We start from the raw sequence: 20243 nt of genomic DNA, 5'->3' as shown, positions 1-20243 counted from the left end.
CCAGACGCCAGCCACCATTCATTTTTCGAACGTGCTCCGCGACTGCCGATGCTCTTCACGCCGTTCTAAGCAGGTCGGCAGGAGTGATCAAGCACAACCATGTGAGCCGTTTGGGCGTTCGCCCCGGTTGTGCGTGAAAACCGTGGCTAACGCCAGCGGCTCACATACCCGATGACACCTGCGTACCTGCTTAACGGTCCCTACGCCTGGGTTTCGCTTCGCGAAAGTTCGTTGATGTCGGTGCCGGTGGCGGGCAAGATCATTCGGAAGCGGGCTCCGCCACTGGGGGAATCGTCAACGGTCAACGAACCCCCGTGTTCGCGAAGAATTTTGGCGCTGACGGGCAAGCCCAACCCAGTTCCGCGAGCACCTTTCTTGGATTCAAACAACGAGAAGATTTGTTCGCGGTCTTCTTTGGGGACGCCTTCGCCGTCGTCTTCAACGTCAACGATCCAGCCTTCAGCGGCATCGTAGAACGTTTTGACCAGCACTCTCTTGGTGGCCGCGTCAATCGCGTTGGTGACCAAGTTCAGAACCGCCCGGTGGATGGCTTCGCCGTCGAAGGTTGCAATTGGCAGCGTGTCTTCCGTCTCCGAAACCAGTTCGATTTCGCCCTGCCCTGCCCTGCTCTGCATGAGTTCGACCACATCATGAACGACCTCGTTGAGGTTGCCCTCTCGCAGCACCGGGTCACGTTCTTTGGAGAACGTCAGCATGTCGAGCACGAGGTTGCTGATCCGTTCTTGGTTGCGATCGACGATGGACCAACCACGACGGATGGCTTCGGTGTCATCCTTCTGCAATCCCGATTCGATCAGGTAGCTGCCACCGCGAACTCCTTGCAGGATGTTCTTGATGTGGTGTGACAGCGTCGCAATCGTCTGGCCCATCGCGGCCAGACGTTCGCCTTGCAGGAGTGCGGAGTAGTAGAACGTGTCCTCGATCGCGAGTGCGGCTTGGTGTCCGACCGCGGTGATCAACCGGAGGTGTTCATCATGGAAGCGAGTTGCCCCGCCCTTGCGAACCAGTTCTCCCGGCGTGGTGTAAGTGTCGACGTACAACATGCCAACGATTTCGTAGCGACCTTGCAGAGGAACGCAGAGGGCTTCGCGAACGCCGCCTTGCACAATCGATGCGGCGGAATCAAATCGTTCGTCGTCCAGTGCGTCGTTGGTGCGAACGCCCTGTTTGTGTTGCAGCACGTAATCCAAAATCGTATGGCTGATCTGAATTCGGTCGTGGGATTTGGACGTCGATTTGGGTTGGGGGCCATCGCTCGCCGAGTCTCGGTCGCACCTGGCAGCCGGAGTCAGTCGCTTGGTTTCAGGGTCGCGAAGCATGATGCATCCACGATCAGCCTCGACCCAGTCGAAGACCAGTTTCAAGACTCGATCCAGAACTTCGTCCAGGTCATCGGTCCGTCCCACAGCGATGGCGGTTAAGTACATCACTTCGAGCGATCGGTCGGCATCGAGTCGGCCGATGACGGGTGGCCCATGGAATTGCCCGGTTCGTTCGGGAGTGACGACCGAGGGATTCTTTCCCGCACTGCGAGCTGGATCCGCCCCCGTTTCGACTGGCGGCGGGATCGGCGGCGGAAGGGTCGTGGGCGCGGACGTTGGCTTGGGGGTGGGGACAGCGCCCGAGGAGGCTCCCTCCGGTGAGTACGGCGAGACGACTCCTTCTCGAGACAGCGACGAAACAATGTTGCTGGCGTCGCCCCCCCGGACTTGGCGAACGATGTCGACGCCGTGAGCCGCATCGAGGGCGGACACGTTGCCGGTTCCGGTGAAGATCAGCAGCGTGGAGCCGATCTCAATCCGATCGCCGCTGGTCAAAACGTGCCGAGTGATTTTGCGATTGTTGACCAGCGTTCCGTTGCTGCTGCCCAAATCGACCAGTTCGTAGCGACGGCCGGTTCCATCGCCGCGAATCTCGGCGTGACTGCGTGAGGCCTCGTTATCGAGCAACTGCACATTGTTGCTGGATTCCCGTCCCAGTCGGGTGACGGTTGAAGCGAGCTGGAAGTGTTTTCCCTGGTCACGTCCTCGAATGACGAACAACGAAGCCATACAAAAATCAACGCGGGGCGAGAACGAGTTTCACGGACAGATTCTTAGTCTAGTTCACACAAGATAACTTGCTGCGAAGCGTTCTGTTTGGCTACCGTCCAGATCGGATCCCTTTCTGCCTGGATCCGGCTCTCCAATTGGAAGGAACCCCATTTTCCGCATGCTAGGCTCGGCGATTCCCATCGAGCGACGTTGGCCCTCACCTTGGGTGTCTCGAGGTGCGTGGCTGGGGGTATGCGCTGCTTGGTGTTTACTGGTGGGTTGCAAAACCGTGGCTCCCGTCCATGTTTGGCGTCCTCCGGAATTGTCGGTGGAGCCCACACAAGTCGCTTTCATGGGCATCTCGGGACCGGATGAATGGGCCGAACCAATTGAAGAGGCTCTGTTGTCGGATCCGCCTTCTCGTTGGCAATTGATCGCAGCGGATCAATTGGAGGGGGTGGCAACCATTCGGCTGGTCTCGGGGTTCGAGGAAGAACCGAGTGACATGGCGGTCAGTTCCGCCGCTCGACGCCAGGGACTGCAATACTTGTTGCATGGCGAGATTTTGCAAGCGACCGGGCACGAAGAACGCGAAGACAAAGTCAGCCTTTCTTGGCGGTTGACCGGTTTGCAGCCCGGCACGAAATCCGCCGGGATGCCAATCACGGTGGACGAAGCGTTGATTTCACAACGCTACCCGCAACTGATGAATGTTCCTGATGTGGCGGAGCGGACCCGTCGTGCAGCAATCCTAGAGACCAAGCGATTGTTGGCCGCCAGCGTTGTTCGTCAACAGGTCGCGTTGGCCTCCCCACGCATGTTGCCTGGTAGCCGAGCGATTCGGCGCGGCAATGAACTGGCTCGATCGGGCAATTGGCCGATGGCGGAACAGGTTTGGAACCAAGTGTTGGAATCTCATCCCCGAAACCCAGCGGCACTGATCAACACGTCGATCGCAGCGGCAGCCCGGCAAGACTTCACGACGGCCAAGGAGCGCATTTCCGAAGCGGTCCGTCGGTCGGCTTTTTCACCGGCGAACAAATCGCTCGCGGAAGAGACATTGGTTTGGATCGAACTGCGTCAGCGTGATTATCACAACGCGTTTGATCTGCCACCGCCACCAGAAGGCTGGCTCGTTTCTCGCGGCGAGTGACGCGGCTCAGGTGCATGAGCGAAGCGAACAGAGGCCGAGCCTCAGAGTAGAGCAGTTGTCCTCAACTGTTCCGTCGGGCAGCCCTCAACGGCCGGGCCTGGGCTGCGAAATGTTTGCGATTGGCATCCCTACCGGGATGAAAACTTGTGCGAACGAATGCGTTTCACAACACCGAACCTTTCGCGGCGAGACCTCGAACGAAAAACGCCGCCTGGATACCTCCGTGATTCTGCGAAAGCTACACCCGCTGGGCGACGCGGAGTTTGGCGCTGCGGCTGCGAGGGTTGGCTTGGACCTCTTCGTCGGTGGGACGCAGCGGTTTTCGCGTCAGGATTTCCCAGCGGTCGTCCTCTCGGAACGCGTTCTTGACGATTCGGTCTTCCAGCGAATGAAAGCTGATGATGACGGCTCGTCCACCGGGGGCGATCCAGTCAGGTGCCGACTGCAAGGTTCGCGTCAAACCGCCAAGCTCGTCATTGACTGCGATCCGCAGAGCCTGAAACGTACGCGTGGCAGGATGGATATCGTGGTTGCGTGAACGAGGCACACAGCGACGGCAGATCTCCACCAGCTCGCCCACTTTGGTGACCGGGTTCCGCTCGCGGGCTCGCAAGACGATCTGTTTGGCGATGCGGCGACTGAATCGTTCTTCGCCAAATTGATAGATCGCGTCGGCGATTTCTTTTTCGCTGTGTTGTTGAAGCCAACGATAAGCCGGGACTCCGTTTTCAGGATCGAACCGCAGGTCCAGTTCCGCGTCCTCGATCGTGAAGGTGAACCCTCGGTTTCGGTCGGCCAGTTGATCACTGGACAAACCCAGGTCCAGCACCAAAGCATCTGCATGGGGGAGGTCCAAGGCGTCGAGTGCTTTGGGCGAGTTCTCGTAGCTGCCAAGAAACAATTCGATTCGTGGATCGTCTTGGATCCAAGCCTTCTGTTCATCACGACGAACCACCGCGGGATCGCGATCGATCGCAATCACACGTGGTGTGCCGGACGCGGTTTCTGCATCCGCCAACACCTCGGCAAGCAAACGTGTGTGCCCACCGCCACCGTAGGTGCCATCGATGACCGTCGTGGGGTTGATTTCTCGAACCCACTGCACGATCTCGTTGGGCATCACGCTGACGTGTTCTGTTTCCGCGGGGGCTGCCTCCGCGGAAGACGTTTCAGAAACTTGGTCGGTTCGATCCTCTGGCTGCGACGCTGTCACGCGGTCTCTGCCTTGATTTGCGCCAGCGATTTGGTGCAGTGCAGTGCCGATTCAATTTGGCCGTGGATCTTCTTCAGCCGTTCGGCGTCACCGCCACCGACTTCGGCGGCCACCCAGCCTTGGAAATTGATTCCCGCGAGTGCCTTGCGGACGCTGGCCCAGTCGATGTCGCCCTCGGTGACGTCGGTGAAGCGACCTTGTTCACGGGAGAACCCTTTGATGTCCAGTTTGCCGATCCGGTGTCCCAGCGTCGTCACCCACTCGGCCACGTCACCGTACTTCCAGTGATTCCCCAGGTCGAATTGGACACCGATCCAGGGTGTGTCGAAGGAGTCGATGAACTCCGCCAAAGGCTGAGCCGATTGGTTTTCGTCTCCCCCGTGGTCGTACAAGAAATGGTTCCAGACGTTTTCGATCAGGATTTTGACGCCCAGTTTCTCAGCGAGCGGGACGGCGCGATCGAGGGCTTCGAAGGCGCGCTGGCGAACTTCTTCAGCCGTGCCGTCTTTGCCGTGGCCAGGAACGATCAAGAAGGTGTTCGCTCCCAAGTCGGCGGTTTGTTGCAGCGATTCCTCGAGCAACTGCTGAGCCTTCTTGCGAGTCGCAGCTTCCGGGCTGGTGTGCGTTGTGCCCCAGTGATATCCGCCAACTGTTCCGTCGATCGTCAAACCTGTTTCCGCGGAGGCGGCGACCATGGCTTGGACGTCCATGCCGGGTGAGGTGTTGGGTTCCACGCCTTCGAATCCCGCTTCTTTGGCGATTCGGAATCGTTCGATCCAAGGGTTGGCGGCGTCCGACTTCTCAGCTCGGATCATGCCGGCTTTCAGCGATTGCTTCAGATAGCCGGTGCTGGTGGAAGAGCCCGTCTCGTTTGGTTCGGCTGCCCAAAGTGCCCTGCCCTGCCCCAGCAATCCGTTGGCGTCGGTGCTCAGCGGGGAGGGGCTGACTTGATGAGCCAAGTAGGCGGCGTATCCGACCGCGGATGCCGTTCCCAGACGGCACAGGAACTGGCGGCGGTTGCTGATCGATCGGGCGGGTTGGTCAGGACGCATTGGGAGGGCACCAAGAGGGAAGGAGTCAAAGAGGTTTTCAAGTCAACAATGCTTCGGGAACACGTTGCAATTGACCGTTCTTATCAATCACCGCCAATGTCACGGTCGCTTGCACGAGCAGTTCGTCCCCGCGGCGGATTTCATACTCATGGATGATTTTAGCTGCCGTGATCTTCGCGATTCGGGTCACGATCTGAATTTCATCATCATAACGTGCGGAGGCACGATAGCGACAATCGATGTGGACGACCACGACATACAGCCCGGCTTCTTCGACTTCGCGGTACCGCCCCCCCGCCGAGCGAAGGAATTCCGTGCGGCCGATTTCGAAATATCGCAAGTAATTTGAATGGTGAACCAATCCCATTGGGTCACATTCGTCGTAGCGGACACGTAAATGGAACACATGTTGCGGCAAATCTGGCGTCATTGCAGGCGTCTTAGGGTCGCGGCGGAATGCCATTGAGAATTCGCTGTGAAAACAGGCGGTTGCAAGTTGCGAAAGTTTAGCCGTCAATGGGCGATAGTGGTCTGTCACAGCTAAAAGTTAGGGGAATCGTAGTGGACGAGGCCACGAGTCCTTGGATTTGACGCCAGTTCAGGACTCGTGGCCTCGCCCACTACCCTAAAGATAAGCCGTGACAGACCACTAGGCGTGCCTCGTTTGTTAGATCTTCGTTTCCGCGAAAAATTCTTGTTAAGGATCGTGTCTTGAATCAGCCTGAATCAGCTTCCTCGTCAACGTTGCAGGGTTTCGACCCCACTCAAGATGCTGCCGCCGCGATTGAGTTGGCCGCCGATCTTTTGCGGGAGTCGCGAGCTCTCCAGACGCCGCAGGAACGTCGCCAGCAATCCGAGCTGGATCGCATGATTGGGCATGACGCTGACAAGGCCACGCTGGTTGAGATGACCGATCAAGCCTTTCGCACGCACACGCCGGCACGCGTGGCGGACCAGATGACTCACCTGTTGGATTTGCAGGGGATTCCCCGATTTTTCAGCCCGGTCGAGCAAGCCATGCTGAAAGGGTTTCAGTCCTTTGGCGAATACCTGCCCGGTGTGGCTGTGCCGCTGGTCAAGGAAAAGATGCGACGTGAGACGGCGAATGTGATTCTGCCTGCGGAACCAGATCTATTGACTCCGCACCTGGCCTCGCGCCAGCGTCACGGCGTGGCGATGAATGTGAACTTGCTCGGCGAAGCGATGTTGGGCGATGACGAGACGCGCAAGCGGATGCAGTCGTTTTACGAGTTGCTGCGGATGCCGGAGGTGCGATGCATCTCGGTCAAGCTCACCACGCTCTATAGCCAAGTGTCACCCTTGGCTCGCGAGCACACCATCCGGATGGTCGCCGATCGCTTGGAGCGTCTGTACCGCAACGCCAATCACATGGACGATGGCTCCAAGGCGAAAGACAAGTTCGTGTACTTGGACATGGAAGAGTACAGCGACCTGTATCTGACCGCGGATGTGTTGCGTGAGACCTTGGAACGCGACGATTTGGAATCGGTCCAAGCCGGGATCGCACTGCAAGCCTACGTGCCGGATTCCTGCTTGGTGATGCGAGACCTGATCGAGTGGTCGGCCAAACGAGTTGCGGCTGGCGGCGCGCCGCTGACGATTCGGTTGGTCAAAGGTGCAAACCTCGAAATGGAACGCGTGCATGCCTCCGTCGGTGGTTGGCAGGTGGCTCCGTACACGAACAAACACGACACCGATGCCAACTTCAAACGGATGTTGAAGGAGTTGCTCACCGCGGCGGCGGCAGGCAATCTTCGCGTCGGTGTGGCCTCCCACAACCTGTTTGACGTGGCGCTGGCCAAGATTTGGACGCAGCGTTTGGGGGCGTCCGATTCCGTCCAGTTCGAAATGCTGGAGGGCATGGCCAACCATCAACGTCGTGCGTTGACGGAACGCGATGCGGCGATGTTGCTGTATGCACCTGCCTGCCGCAAATCGGACTTCTTGCACGCAATCACGTATCTGATTCGTCGCTTGGATGAAAACACGGGCGCCGAGAACTTCTTGCGTCACGCCTATCGTTTGCAGCCCGATACACCGGACTTTGATCTGTTGGCAGGTCGATTCAAGGATGCCTTGTTGGATTGTGAGACCGTCTCGGTCCAGCCTCGACGAACTCAGAATCGACACCGGACTCCCCTGCAGCCTCCCGCGGCGGATCATTGGACTCAGTTTGTCAACGAACCCGATACGGATTGGTCGCTGCCTCACCACTCGAAATGGGCACAAGAGACCTTGGATCGTTGGAAGCCATTGTGCGACGAACAAGCGACTCGAGTGACGCCAGTGTTGGTTGGTTTGCCCGCTGCAGATGCGCTCGAGGGAGACGATCGAGTCTCACCCGAATGGTTCACCACCGACGATGTTTCGCGACCAGGCGTCGTGACATGCCGTTACAAAAAGGCGACTTCGCCCGCGGTGGAGCTAGCCGTTCAGGCGGCCAGTGAGTCGACTTGGGCGAAAGATCTTTCGGTCGAAGAACGCCACACGATCCTGCGTGCGGTCGCCCAACTGGCTCGCGAAAGACGCGGGGATTGGATCGGCAGCATGGTCGCCGGAGCAGGCAAAACGGTCGCCGAAGCAGATCCGGAAGTCAGCGAAGCAATTGACTTCCTGGAGTTCTATCCGCTGACCATGAAGGCCTGGGACGAGTGCTCTGGGATCCAGTGTGAACCACGCGGCGTGGTTGCTGTGATCACCCCTTGGAACTTCCCTTTGGCAATTGCCTGCGGGGGCATCGCAGCGGCGATCGCGGCGGGCAACCCGGTGGTCGTGAAACCATCGATGCAAACCTTGTTGCCAGCTTGGGTGATGTGCCAAGCATTCTGGGATGCGGGAGTTCCTCGCGACGCGTTGCAGTTTGTGATTTGTGACGACGAAGTCGCGGAGGAATGGTTGGTCAAAAATCCGATCGTCGACACCGTCATCTTGACCGGTGGCACATCGACCGCGAAACGCATGTTGGATGTGCGACCGGATCTGCACTTGTTGGCTGAAACAGGAGGCAAGAATGTCACGATCGTGACCGCGATGGCGGATCGAGACTTGGCGATCAAGCACGTGCTGCACTCGGCGTTTGGTCACAGCGGTCAAAAGTGCAGTGCCACGTCACTGTTGTTGCTCGAGAATGAAGTCTTCGACGATCCCGGATTCCGCGAAACGTTGGCGGATGCGGTGCGAAGTTTGTCGGTCGGTTCCGCATGGGATTTGCACACCCGCGTGACGCCGCTGGTTGATCCGCCGACGGACAAACTGCGACGTGGTTTGCAGGAACTCGAGGGCGGCGAATCTTGGTTGGTGATGTCTGAGCACATCGACGGCAACCCAACGCTGTACCGACCCGGCGTGAAATGGGACGTGCAACCCGGCAGCTTCACTCACACGACCGAGTTGTTTGGGCCGGTGATGGGCGTGATGCGATTCGGTCGATTGGAAGAAGCCATCGAGATTGTGCGTTCGACCGGCTATGGACTGACCAGCGGTCTGGAGAGTTTGGACGATCGCGAAATCAAGCTTTGGCGAGAATCGATCCCCGCCGGCAACCTGTACATCAACCGACCAACCACCGGGGCGATTGTGTTGCGGCAACCGTTTGGCGGGGTCGGTCTTTCCGCGTACGGACCCGGTATCAAAGCCGGTGGTCCCAACTACGTGCTGGCTCTTTCGCGTGTCACGCACGTTAGCGATTGGCAACCGTCCACGGATGAAGTGGATGCATCGCACGATCAATTGGACCGCATGCGTGATTGGATTGAGCGTGGTCGCTACTCCGATGAAATGCTGGGCGATGCTCAGAAGTTTCGAATCGAACGCGCGATCACGTCGCAAGAAATTGCCAATGCGACGGATTTCGCGTTGGAACACGATACCTTTCAGTTGGTCGGCCAGGATAACATTCGTCGCTATCGATCGGTGAACGGCATGACCGTTCGGATCGAGGCAGGTGACGACATCGTCAATGCAATCGTGGCGATCTCTGCGGCGGTGTGTGTGGGGACTCAGTTCACGCTTTCCCTGTCATCGGAGCTGGAACGATCGAAGCTCAAAATGCTGGAAACGACCGCGGATTGGTTGCCTGGTTTGATCGATCCCATTGAAGAGTCAGTGGAGCAGTTGGTCGAGCGAGTCGATGCCGGCGGTGTCAGCCGGATGCGAACGCTGACTCCCGCCCTGGAATCGATTCGTCGAGCTTGTGGCCGGCGATTCATCACAGTCATCGATGAACCGGTCGTGGATCATGGACGCATCGAATGCCTGCGGTACTTGAACGAGCAATCGATCTCGCACGACTATCACCGTTATGGCAACCTCGGACGTCGTTCAGCCAGTTTCTCGAAGACAGAAGGGGAATGAGTCGCCGATGAGTGAATCAAACCTCTCACTGGATCGACAGTGTGAAGGATTGACGTGGAAGTTTCGCGTGCGGGTCACTCCGAAAGCCAAGAAGGCATCCGTGGGTGGGCTGCACGATGGAGCGTTGAAAGTATCGGTTCACACGGTGCCGGAAGATGGCAAAGCCAACAAAGCGGTCATCGCTTCCCTTGCGAAATGGTTGCGCGTCAGCAAGGGCCGTGTGGCGATCGTCGCGGGCGAAACCTCTCGGCTGAAGACGATCGTGGTCGAATTCAAGTCGCAGGACGAGATGAACGCTGCCGACGCAAAGCTGAAAAACGAGTTGTCGTGATTTCGCGAAAGCGTTTATGATCTCGCTCTGATCGGATTTTGCTATTTTTTCGTGCGGGATAGTGTTGGTCGTTTCGGCTGTTTCTGGCTTCGCTCTCTTCGCCCCGGACGGGGCCGACTTCATTAGCTCGGGGCGGAAGCCCCGAGACATGGACGCAAATTCAAAAGGTCGCCCCGGACGGGGCCGTCGTGGGAAATGTTGAGTTACCTGTCGCCGACGGAGGGCCTCCGTCGGCCTGAACTGTTTGAGCGGTTCATGGTTCCGGGGCCTGACGGCCCCGGCAATGGATCTGTCGCCCCTTCGGGCCTTGTTGGGTGGCGACGAAGCCTGGCCTTTGAGGGCTGCCCGGCGGAACAGTTGAGACAACTGTTCTACTCTGGCTTCGCGATCCTGCCTCCGGACGGGGCTGTCGTGGGAAACAGAGTAGAACATTTGTCCCCAAATGTTTGCGTGGGCCGTCGCTGTCGTCGAGTCGCGTGACGCGAACGGTTGGAAGTGGACTTGGTTGCGACGATGCCTGGCCTTTGAGGGCTGCCCGGCGGAACAGTTGAGACAACTGTTCTACTCTGGCCTCGCGGTCATCGCCCCGGACGGGGCCGACTTCATTCGCTTGGGCCGGAAGCCCCGAGACATGGACTTGGATCCAGGTCAGTTTTTGTTTGGTGCTTCGGTGCCAATCTCGGCAATGTCCTCGCCTTCAATCAATCGGTCCAGATTTTCGATCCTCCAAAGATCTGCAACGCGCCACTGCTTCGCCCGCTCGCGATCGAGGTCCTTCCACTCATACATGACTTCGGTGTGTCGCTCCACAATCTTTGTTTCATTTCTCGTCTTGAAGGACACCGCTCTCATCGATTCAGGGACATGCAACCCATTGTGTTTTGTGTACGTGTACTCGCCTTTGAAAATGGGATTCCACGAATTGTTCTCAAGCAAAGACACCCGTTCGCCAACGATCAGCAGGGTCTCCGCGTCGAAGTAGAAAAATATCCTGCGTTTTTGTCCAACGGGCTTCTCCACCTCAATGCGAACGACCGCTTCATTCGCTGTTTCGCGAATGAGCTGTTGGTTCGCTGTTGGGGTAGTTCGTTCCGATTTTATCCTCTCAAAAGCTTTTCCTGCCGGGTCCATGAAAAACGGAAAGGTCACGGTACCAAAGAGCGGAAACGTAGGAAGTCCTTCCAGATAATGGAAGTAATAAGGGGTGATCCCTTTTGGGAACTTGGCTCGACGTGATCCGCCCGGGAATTTTTGGGCCACGAGATCGTTGCCAATCAAACGCCCCGAATAGACTTCCATTCTGCTGTCACCCTGGACCGAATCGTTCACAGGACGCTCCGAAGAACTCTGCCCACTGGAACGCTCGTATTTTTTTAGCACAACCACCATGTCGTCTTCTTCACTCGCCATCGTCCGTCCTTGCATCTCCAGGAAATAGGATGCGCCAGTCTCCGGCGAACTGTCCGTGAATCCGCTGTACAAGACGTCGTAGTCCCGGATCTCCGCCATGGCCGCATAATGAGCCTGGAAATAGTGCTCGCCGGAGCCGAGTGCTGCCTCTTGTGCCGTCGCAGCAGTTGTTCTGGTAAGGAGCAAAGTTGCAAGCACCAAAAATTGCATCCGCCATGTGCAAGATTTGATGGAGCGAAGTCGCTTGGAAGGAAGACGATTCATTCTTTTGCTTTCTCAATCGTGATAACAAGAGTCAACGGAGCGGTGTGTGCTTCAATCATCTGTGAACAAACATTTGGTCTTCGAACTGAAAACCTCCACACCACGGCGGTCGTGCCGTTTAATTTCACGCTCCCTAGTCGAACGAAGCGAGCATCGGATCCAGCGCGTAACCCTCCCCGGCCCGAAGCGGGCCGCGTCTCTCAAGGTGCAATCCAGGAATGAATTTGGCATCCGCAATCAGAGCGTCAATGATGACGGCTTGTCGACTCAGTCCTCAGCGACGTTTCAACGCATGTAGGATGGGCACTTTTGCCCGTCAGAGTCGGTCAAGACCATCCATCACAACCCGAACGCGTGAGCGAGGGACTCCACCCAACTCCCACGACGGCCCCATCCGGGGCGAAACCCAGACGCCAGCCACCATTTGTTCTTTGAACGTTCCAGGGGGAAGATGATGATAAACGCTAGGCAACACAGCACTTAAAAACCGCACGACCTCGAAGCTGGGCGAGGGGAGCCAGGACGTTTCAGATGAAGACTTGCGCAAACGCATAGCAAACACAATCCCAAAGATTCTGCAGCCCAGGCCAACGCTCAAACCGCTTCCAGGATGAAACTGAGTCATTCGTTTCTGCCTGCTTCGTCTGCGATTGATTTCTCGAAAATCTTATAGGACAGATCTTCGGTCACGGAATGCTCACCCCATCGAACCAGAACTCGGATGCTCGGTTGTTTTGCTTTTGGGCCGCCCGGTTCAGACAAGATGTCGCTCAGTTTCTGCGCAGTTGCCACCGAGATCTCCACCGAAGCACGGCAGAGAGAATCGGAAACATCATGCACCTTGCCGAACCCTGTTTGTCCTTCAAAGCTCCATTCGATCATCGGCTTTCCAGGCGACCTTTGTTTCTCATTCGGCTTGTCCTTGTCATCGTCATCCAAGGACCGAATGACTATCAGCGAGGATTGGAGCGATCCATCCTCGTTGGTCTTGAATAGCAACCGTGCGGGTGCAAGCTTCAGGTGCTGCTTGGGCTGGATGAGCACTTGGCAATCCACTTGAGTGTTGGTTGGCGGATGCCGCATGGATACAACCGCGAAGCACTCACCTGAATCAGGTGGTAGGTCCACATCAATGTGGCCAGCTCCAGATTGATCCAAGTCCCCGAATGAGAGGCCAACTCGTTTGTCATTGCAGTTCAATTCCAGCAGCCGATGATCCAGAGCAGGGTCAACGAACACGGGGAGCTCAAATTGATAGGACCCTGGTTTGCTGCCGTACTGCAAGGTCGCAAATGAACTGTCGAAAGAGAAGTGACCGGCAACCGCGTAGTTCAGGGTGAGCCTGAGATTGCTTACGCCCGCACCGGGTCGCTTGAACGAAACATGGACGGTTCCCTGTCCTCGCCTGAGTTGCTTTTGAGGCGTCAACGCAAGAGTGAGGCGTTTGGTTTGACCAGGCAGCAAAGGCCCCTCTTTAAACTTCGCTTCGGCACAATTGCAGTTGAGAATGATCCCTTCGAAATGCTCCGCCGTCTCGGTGTCATTCACCACATCAACCGATATCTGCGTTGTGTCCGATGCTGGGACACTGCCGATATGAATCTTACGGCTGTTTGTGATCCTTGCGGAGCTGAGTTCAAATCGCTTCACCTCCTGGCTGAACGCCAGAGGATCTGCATTCAAGCAGAGAATGAATGCACCCAGGAACAATCTGACAAGCACAGCGGACACCCCTTACAAACAATTCAAGAAAACACTTGTTTGGTCCAACCAAATGGTTGGTGAGATAACCGCCACAGATCTCTACTGCTCAAAGTTAGGGGGGGCGAGGATAAGTCAAGTGTTTGTTTGGAAAACCAAGGGGGCATGGCACGTCAGGAGCCAGCGACTTTGTAGGCTCTTTCGTTCCTTAGCCGCGGCGGCTGATGATGATCACGGGGCAGTTGGATTCCAGGGCGACTTTTCGAGTGAAGTTGCCGAACAGTTTTCGCCGTGGTCCCAGTCGTTGAGCACCCAGGATGATCAGACCCGCTTCGCCGGCCCGATCCACAATGGTTTGAATCGGATCGTTGCTGATCACAATTTCGCGTTCGCAGACTCGACCCGCGTTCGCTCGCGTCGTTCGGTCCAGTTCTTTGCGGATTCGTTTTTGATCGCTGCGGAGCGTGTCGGTGGGGATCACTCGCAGAAATTTGACTTGCCGTTGTTGCTCGCGCGAGAGGCTGCTGAGCAATCGTGTGAGCAAGTAATCGTGGCCGCCTCGTCCGCCGACGGGCACAAGGATCTGCTGGCTCTGATCGAGTTGCCAATCCTTGGGCGCTCGCAAGACAACGACGTCACTGGAGAGTTGTCCGAGCAAACCTTCGAGCGGCGTGTCGCGAGCTTCCGCTGTGATTTCGCTCAGTCCCAGCAGCACGGATTGGCATTGGTGCAGGTCCGCCACCCGGGCAATTTCTTGCATCGGTTCGGGGGAAACGGTGGTCAACGTTTCGCAGCGAACACCGAGGCTGGATGAGGCGTGCAGGATCTCGTTCATCACCGAATGAAGCTGTGCCGAAGGGCGATGGTTGGCAACCGGGTCCCAGTCCGGAGGAGCCACCACCACGGTTTGAACCAGCACGCGACCGAGCGCGGCGGGGACCAAGGTGTCGGCCAGCGCGATCATCGCGCGAGCGTTGTTGGGGTTGGCGATGGGAACCAGCACCAAAGGGGAGTTGCCACGCAGTCGGGAGAGTTCGGGATGACTGGCGATGTTGGACACATCCGTCAATCGGGCTCGCCGAGCGAACAGAGACAGGAACAACAATCCGCCCAGAGCCAACCACATGACCGCAATGATTCCGGCTTCGGGAACCGCAATCCCTTGGAACACAGCCAGTGCCAAACAAGCCGCGCCGCCCACCACGGGCACAAAGGGATAGCCAGGGACTCGAAACGGCGGCGGAGCAATGACGCAGCGTTGTCGCACCAGGATGGACAGCCAATGGGCGATCGCAAACGTCACCAAAAAGATCAGGCTGGAGGCGGCACCTGCGGCCGCGAGATTGGGCAGGATCTGGATCAACAAACAAACCAGTGCAATCGTGACCAGCACCGAAACCCAGGGCGAATTCGATCCTGAAGCGAGACGGCTGAGGGCTGCTGGCAACGTGTTGTCACGCGACATCGCCAACGCGATTCGTGAGGCGGCAAACAGGTTGGCCTGCAGCGCCGAGAACATCGAAAGAACCGCCGCGATCAACACCAACCAGTAACCTGAGGTGCCGAGGTAATGCTTTGCGGCAAGCGCGACAACGGCCTCGGGATCCGACGCTGCCAGTTCACGAATGTTTTGGGAACTGTCGGTGCCCACCGTGGTGAGCACAAACAGCAGTGGCAAATAGATCAGCAACGCGATCACCAGCGACAGCAGCATCGCTCGCGGGATGTTCTTGGCCGGTTCGCGAACTTCGCCTCCGACCGCCGCGATCAAGTCAAACCCTTGAAGTGCGATGAAACTGTATCCCATCGCCTGGATCAGCCCGCCCCAACCGGAGGCTAGGAATGGACGCAGTTCCTGCGTGGTCTTGAGCACCGATTGTTCGCTCAAAGCCCAGAAGCCGCCGACAATCAAAACGGAAAAGACCGCGACTTTGGCGACGTTGATCCAGGCACCACCACCGGACGATCGAAACGTCATCATCGCGCCGATCCCAACGGTTGTGGCGATGGAAACAGCAGGGACGCTCCAGGGTTCTCCCAGCCAAGAGGGAACGGAACCCTGGGTGGAGTAAAGTTCGCTCATCAAGAGCGTCGCAAAACTGCCAAAGCCGATCGCGTAGAGAACCGCAGCGACGATCGAAGCGAACCAAACGACCCAGCCCACCGTGAAAGCGGATTCGACCGAGAGAACTTTGCGGCTGAAGGTGTAGGTCCCGCCTGACTCAGGGAACTTCGACGCCATCTCCGCGAAGCTGAGTGCCGTCAAGACAGCGATGACGCCGTTGAGTCCAAACGCCAAAATCGCGGACGGCCCCGTGGTGGCGAATGCGACACCGGCCAACGCAAGGATCCCGCCGCCAACGATCGCGCCGACTCCGACGCTGGTGGCTCCGAACAAACCGAGATGACGAGTGGCAGCGATGATGCATTCCAGCGATGGAAACGAAGATCAATTCGTGGCGAAAGTCGTCAAGACTTTCGGCGACTCAACTTGCAAAACGAAACTCTTGATGAGTTTCGCTACGTGTGCAAGACGAAACTCTTGACGAGTTTCGCTACTTGAGTCGGTGGCTTCCATCAAGTTTTAACGGAAACGGTTCGCAGATGCAGTTCGTTGAGTTGATCCGCGTCCACTTCGCCAGGAGCGCCGGTCATCATGTCGGCGGCCTTTTGCGTTTTGGGGAACGCGATCACTTCGCGGATGTTTTCCAAACCAGCGAACAGCATCACCCAACGATCGACGCCCAAAGCGATCCCGCCGTGTGGAGGTGCACCGAATCGCAGCGCGTCGAGCAAGAAGCCGAAACGATCGCGAGCGGTTTCTTCGTCCATGCCAAGCAATTCAAACACTTGCGATTGAACCTTGCTGTCGTGAATCCGGATCGTTCCGCCGCCTGCTTCCGATCCGTTGATGACCAAGTCATAAGCTTGGGCACGGCATTTCTCAGGCGACTCTGTCAGCAGTGGCAGGTCTTCTTCGAGAGGAGCGGTGAAGGGGTGGTGCATCGCGACGTAGCGACCGGCCTCTTCATCCTTTTCGAACATCGGGAACTCGGTCACCCAGCTGCAGTTGAGCATGCCATCTTCGTAGAGTTTCAGCTCCACAGCCAATCGCTTGCGAAGACCCGACAGGCCTTTGCAGGTGACTTCCCAGGTGTCGGCCAGGAACATCAGCAAGTCACCGGGTTCGCCGCCCATCAGATCTTTGATTTCAGCCAAGTGTTCTGGCTCAAAGTTCTTCGCAATTGGGCTCCAAAGTGTCCCGTCATCTTCGACGCGGAACCAAGCCAAGCCCTTGGCACCGAAGTCCTGTTGCACAAACGTGGTCAACTCATCGATTTGGCGTCGCGAGAACTTGAGGGCGGCGTCTTTGACGTTGATGCCCCGAACGAAGTTGCCCGCGTCGGCGGTCCCGCGGAAGACTCGGAAGTCGGTCTTGGCAGCCACCGAAGTGACATCGACGATTTCCAAACCAAAACGCAAATCGGGTGCGTCCGAGCCGAAGCGACGCATGGCTTCCGCGTAGGTCATGCGAGGCAGGGGCAGCGAAATGTCTTTGCCCAGAACCTGTTTTGCCGTTTTGGCGACCAGGCCGTCGATCAAGCCGATGATGTCTTCCGAGTCGACGAAGGACATTTCCAAGTCGAGTTGCGTGAACTCGGGTTGGCGATCGGCTCGCAAGTCTTCGTCGCGGAAGCACTTGGCGACTTGGATGTAGCGGTCGAAACCGGCGACCATCAAGATTTGTTTGTAGAGCTGCGGCGATTGAGGCAAGGCGTAGAAGTTGCTCGGATGCACGCGGCTGGGGACCAGGTAATCGCGAGCTCCCTCCGGCGTGCTGCGGCCGAGGATCGGTGTTTCGACGTCGATGAAATCGTGCTCGGCGAAGTAGTCTCGCATGCACTTGATGATTTCGCTGCGACGGATCAGCGCCTGCTGCATTTCTTTGCGACGAAGGTCCAGGAAGCGGTACTTCAGACGCAAGTCTTCGCCCGGCAAGTCGGCCTGGCCGGGGGTGAAGGGAGGTGTTTCCGAGGCCGAAAGGATTTCGAAGTGTTCACTGCGAACTTCGATTTCGCCGGTCTCCAGTTTCGCGTTGGTTTTGCCTTCCAGGCGATCGGCGACGACACCGCGGATCAGAACCACACTCTCGTTGGGCACATGGCCGGCCTGTTTGATCAGCGATTCGCCCGCTTCGGGTGGTCCGATGACGACCTGGGTCAGCCCATATCGATCCCGCAAGTCAATGAAAACCGCTCCGCCGTGGTCTCGTTTACTGTCCACCCATCCGCACAGGGTCACGGGGGAGCCAACGTCAGATTTGCGAAGCGCGCCGCAGGTGTGAGTTCGTAACACGGGTCGAAATCAAAGGGTTCGAGGGGATGGATGCAACGGAGCCGCTGATCAGTTGCTGAGCGACGGTTCCAAAATTCGCGAAAACGAACCACAAAGGATACGCGATCGTGGCCCATTCGTAAGTGGGACAATTTTCTGGCTGGCCCCTGGTTTGGGAAGTCGTGATCGACATTCGCCCGGGGAATTGCTTTTTTGCCGCTATCGCAAGTGGCGATTGAGGTGCTGGCAAGCCATGCTGTTCAGCAGCAAGGCAAGTTCTGGATCGTAGCGATGGCCTTCGTCTCGCATGAAGGCGTGTTCGCCATTGACTTCGTGCCAGGAAAAACTGACTCCGGCGGCCGTCAGCGCATCGTAGATCAACCGGCGGCCTTCGGCGGGGATGTGTGGGTCCTGACGTCCCCAGATCATCATCATCTCGGCTTGGATTTCCGGGATGCGATCGAGGCTGTCGTCGTGCATGCCTTTGCCAAGGCTGCGTTTGTGGATGTCGGTGGCGTAAAAGCATACGCCCGCTTTGACCTCCTCGTTCATTGCTGCTCGGAAGGCGAGGTGGCCTCCCAGGCAAATGCCCACCGTGCCGACTTGCCCGGTGCAGCCTTCGTCCTGGCCGAAGAAGTCGATCACCGATCGAGCATCCGCGTCGTAGGCCGCGATTGCTTTTTCAACTTTCAGTTGGTTGCCTCGGTCGGTGCCCTCTTTGTCATACGCGAACGCTTCGCCCAGTTCGGTGTACTCGTGGTAGACATCGGGGACGGCGACCAGCAGGCCGTGCCCCGCCAACACCGCGGCCGTCCGAGCGATCGGCGCCGTCATCTGGTAGATCTCGCTGTAGAGGATCACACCGGGATAACGACCGGGGCCGTCTGGGCGAAACAGATGGGTCCGCATCGGACCGGTGGGCGTGTCGAGATCAACGTGGGTGGGGGCTTGGATTCGCATGTTGAGTTCGTGCCGTGTCAAATCAGTGGAGGGCAAACCGAAGGGGCGCCGGTGACCAGGATGGCGAGACGTTTTACCAGTTTGGCGACGATGGTGGTGAATCGTGGAACGTTTCAGGCGACGTCGTTCTGGAATGGGCATGGCGATTGCATTGGTTTTTTCGACGACGAGCGAGAGTGGGCCAACCGGTGCAGGTCGCTTGTCGGGCGGTTTGGTTTCTCGACGAGGAGTGGTGCTGTGCGTGGATGGTTGATCCTGGGATGTTTGTTTGTCAGTCCGCTGATGGCTCAGGAGGCGTCGACGGCGGTCGCTGTTGATTCCGAAGAGGACGGCCAGATGATCGTTCAAGTTGAAAAGGCGATCGTCAAACAAATCAACGATTACCGTGACAAAAAGAAGCTGGGGCGGTTGGAAGTGAACGAGGAACTGCAAGCAACCGCGAAGAAGTTTGCGGGGTTCATGGCTGAATCGGGCAAGTACGGTCACCAGGCCGATGGCAAGACCCCGGCCGAGCGTGCCGAGGCGGCGGGATATCAGTACTGCGTCGTGAGAGAGAACATTGCCTATCGCACGAACACGGGGGAAGTCACCGCGGAGAGTTTGGTTGACATCTTTGTTCCGGGATGGCTCGGTTCGCCGCCGCATCATGAGAACATTGTGGCGCAACATGTCACGCAAACGGGGGTGGCCGTTGCGACCACCGATCAAACGACTTACTACGCGGTTCACCTGTTTGGTCGGCCCAAGTCAGCCCAGATCAAGATCTCGGTGCTGAATCAATCGGGCAAAGCCCAGACTCTGTCGATCGAGACCAATGAAAGTGTCGATGAAATCGAGATGCCGCCACGGACGACCGTGAGCATGAAACGCTGCTTTCCAACCACGTTCCGAATCGATGGCTTGGATGCGAAGACAGTGGATCAATCGCTGGAGCTGATTCTGACCAAGGAAGGTTGGGAAGTGGCGGAGTGAATCTCCGCCCTGCCCTGCCCCGATCGTCGTTTCAAGCAATCGGCGCATCCGCCCTCACCGCGTTGCGGTCGAGATTCATCGGCTTCGCTCTCCTCGCCCCGGACGGGGCCGACTTGGTTAGCTCGGGGCGGAAGCCCCGAGACATTGGACGCAAGTACAAAAGGTCGCCCCGGATGGGGCCGTCGTTGCTGTCGTCGAGTCACATGACGCGAACGGTTGGAAGTGGGCTATGTTGCGATGAGGCCTGGCCTTTGAGGGCTGCTTGACGGAACAGTTGAGACAACTGTTCTACTCTGGCCTCGCTCTCCTCGCCCCGGACGGGGCCGACTTGGTTAGCTCGGGGCGGAAGCCGAATGGCACTTACTTTAGATCCGAGTCTTTCAGTTTTGACGGTGGTTTCTTTCGCTTTTCGAATTGCGCGTCT

12 protein-coding genes and 1 pseudogene are annotated in these 20243 nt (G+C 57.6%); 4 read left to right on the top strand and 9 right to left on the bottom strand.

Translation table 11 applies throughout. The annotated features are described in order from the left end of the window. Positions 1 to 200: 200 nt before the first annotated feature. Positions 201 to 2072 (bottom strand): ATP-binding protein, encoded by a 1872-nt coding sequence (locus RISK_RS25030; protein ID WP_047817072.1) that lies wholly within the window; start codon positions 2070 to 2072, stop codon positions 201 to 203. Between the two features lie 334 nt (positions 2073 to 2406). On the opposite strand from RISK_RS25030, the gene RISK_RS25025 reads away from it, so the two are divergent. Next, entirely contained in the window at positions 2407 to 3207 is an 801-nt protein-coding gene (locus RISK_RS25025) for a tetratricopeptide repeat protein (RefSeq protein WP_047817137.1), read from the top strand. A 238-nt stretch (positions 3208 to 3445) separates the two neighbouring features. Here RISK_RS25025 and rsmH read toward each other — a convergent pair whose 3' ends face one another. Genes rsmH through RISK_RS25010 form a run of 3 tightly spaced genes read right to left on the bottom strand, consistent with a single transcriptional unit; the run spans position 3446 to position 5935 of the window. Next, positions 3446 to 4420: a 16S rRNA (cytosine(1402)-N(4))-methyltransferase RsmH gene (gene rsmH / locus RISK_RS25020; RefSeq protein WP_047817071.1), complete on the bottom strand. Its 975-nt coding sequence runs from the start codon at positions 4418 to 4420 to the stop codon at positions 3446 to 3448. Continuing rightward, positions 4417 to 5472, bottom strand: a complete 1056-nt coding sequence (locus tag RISK_RS25015; protein WP_047817070.1) for a sugar phosphate isomerase/epimerase family protein — start codon at positions 5470 to 5472, stop codon at positions 4417 to 4419. Before RISK_RS25015 ends, rsmH begins: the two co-directional genes overlap by 4 nt. A 37-nt stretch (positions 5473 to 5509) precedes the next feature. After that, complete coding sequence (locus RISK_RS25010) at positions 5510 to 5935, bottom strand: acyl-CoA thioesterase (RefSeq protein WP_047817069.1); 426 nt, start codon at positions 5933 to 5935, stop codon at positions 5510 to 5512. A gap of 208 nt (positions 5936 to 6143) precedes the next feature. On the opposite strand from RISK_RS25010, the pseudogene RISK_RS25005 reads away from it, so the two are divergent. After that, positions 6144 to 9846 (top strand): annotated as a pseudogene (locus RISK_RS25005) (bifunctional proline dehydrogenase/L-glutamate gamma-semialdehyde dehydrogenase). Between the two features lie 7 nt (positions 9847 to 9853). Next, a complete protein-coding gene (locus RISK_RS25000) occupies positions 9854 to 10177 on the top strand; it encodes a DUF167 domain-containing protein (RefSeq protein WP_173442726.1) in 324 nt (107 codons plus the stop codon). 648 nt (positions 10178 to 10825) lie between these two features. On the opposite strand, the gene RISK_RS32730 is transcribed toward RISK_RS25000, so the two are convergent. From RISK_RS32730 to RISK_RS24975, 5 genes are all read right to left on the bottom strand, one after another. Next, positions 10826 to 11851, bottom strand: coding sequence for a hypothetical protein (locus RISK_RS32730; RefSeq protein WP_047817067.1), 1026 nt, complete (start codon positions 11849 to 11851; stop codon positions 10826 to 10828). Positions 11852 to 12472: 621 nt separating this feature from the next. Further along, a complete protein-coding gene (locus tag RISK_RS24990) occupies positions 12473 to 13534 on the bottom strand; it encodes a DUF1573 domain-containing protein (RefSeq protein WP_160311504.1) in 1062 nt (353 codons plus the stop codon). Between the two features lie 226 nt (positions 13535 to 13760). After that, entirely contained in the window at positions 13761 to 15950 is a 2190-nt protein-coding gene (locus tag RISK_RS24985) for an amino acid permease (protein WP_047817065.1), read from the bottom strand. A 179-nt stretch (positions 15951 to 16129) separates the two neighbouring features. Beyond that, entirely contained in the window at positions 16130 to 17908 is a 1779-nt protein-coding gene (aspS, locus tag RISK_RS24980) for an aspartate--tRNA ligase (protein WP_047817064.1), read from the bottom strand. A gap of 198 nt (positions 17909 to 18106) precedes the next feature. Continuing rightward, the gene (locus RISK_RS24975; protein WP_236696676.1) at positions 18107 to 18988 is read right to left on the bottom strand and encodes a dienelactone hydrolase family protein; all 882 of its coding nucleotides are present in this window, start codon (positions 18986 to 18988) and stop codon (positions 18107 to 18109) included. Positions 18989 to 19084: 96 nt separating this feature from the next. On the opposite strand from RISK_RS24975, the gene RISK_RS24970 reads away from it, so the two are divergent. Beyond that, a complete protein-coding gene (locus RISK_RS24970; RefSeq protein WP_047817135.1) occupies positions 19085 to 19819 on the top strand; it encodes a CAP domain-containing protein in 735 nt (244 codons plus the stop codon). Positions 19820 to 20243 lie beyond the last annotated feature (424 nt).

Source organism: Rhodopirellula islandica (assembly GCF_001027925.1).
Lineage (GTDB): Bacteria > Planctomycetota > Planctomycetia > Pirellulales > Pirellulaceae > Rhodopirellula > Rhodopirellula islandica.
Note: the sequence above shows the minus strand (reverse complement) of the source record. Positions and strands in the feature narration are given on the sequence as shown.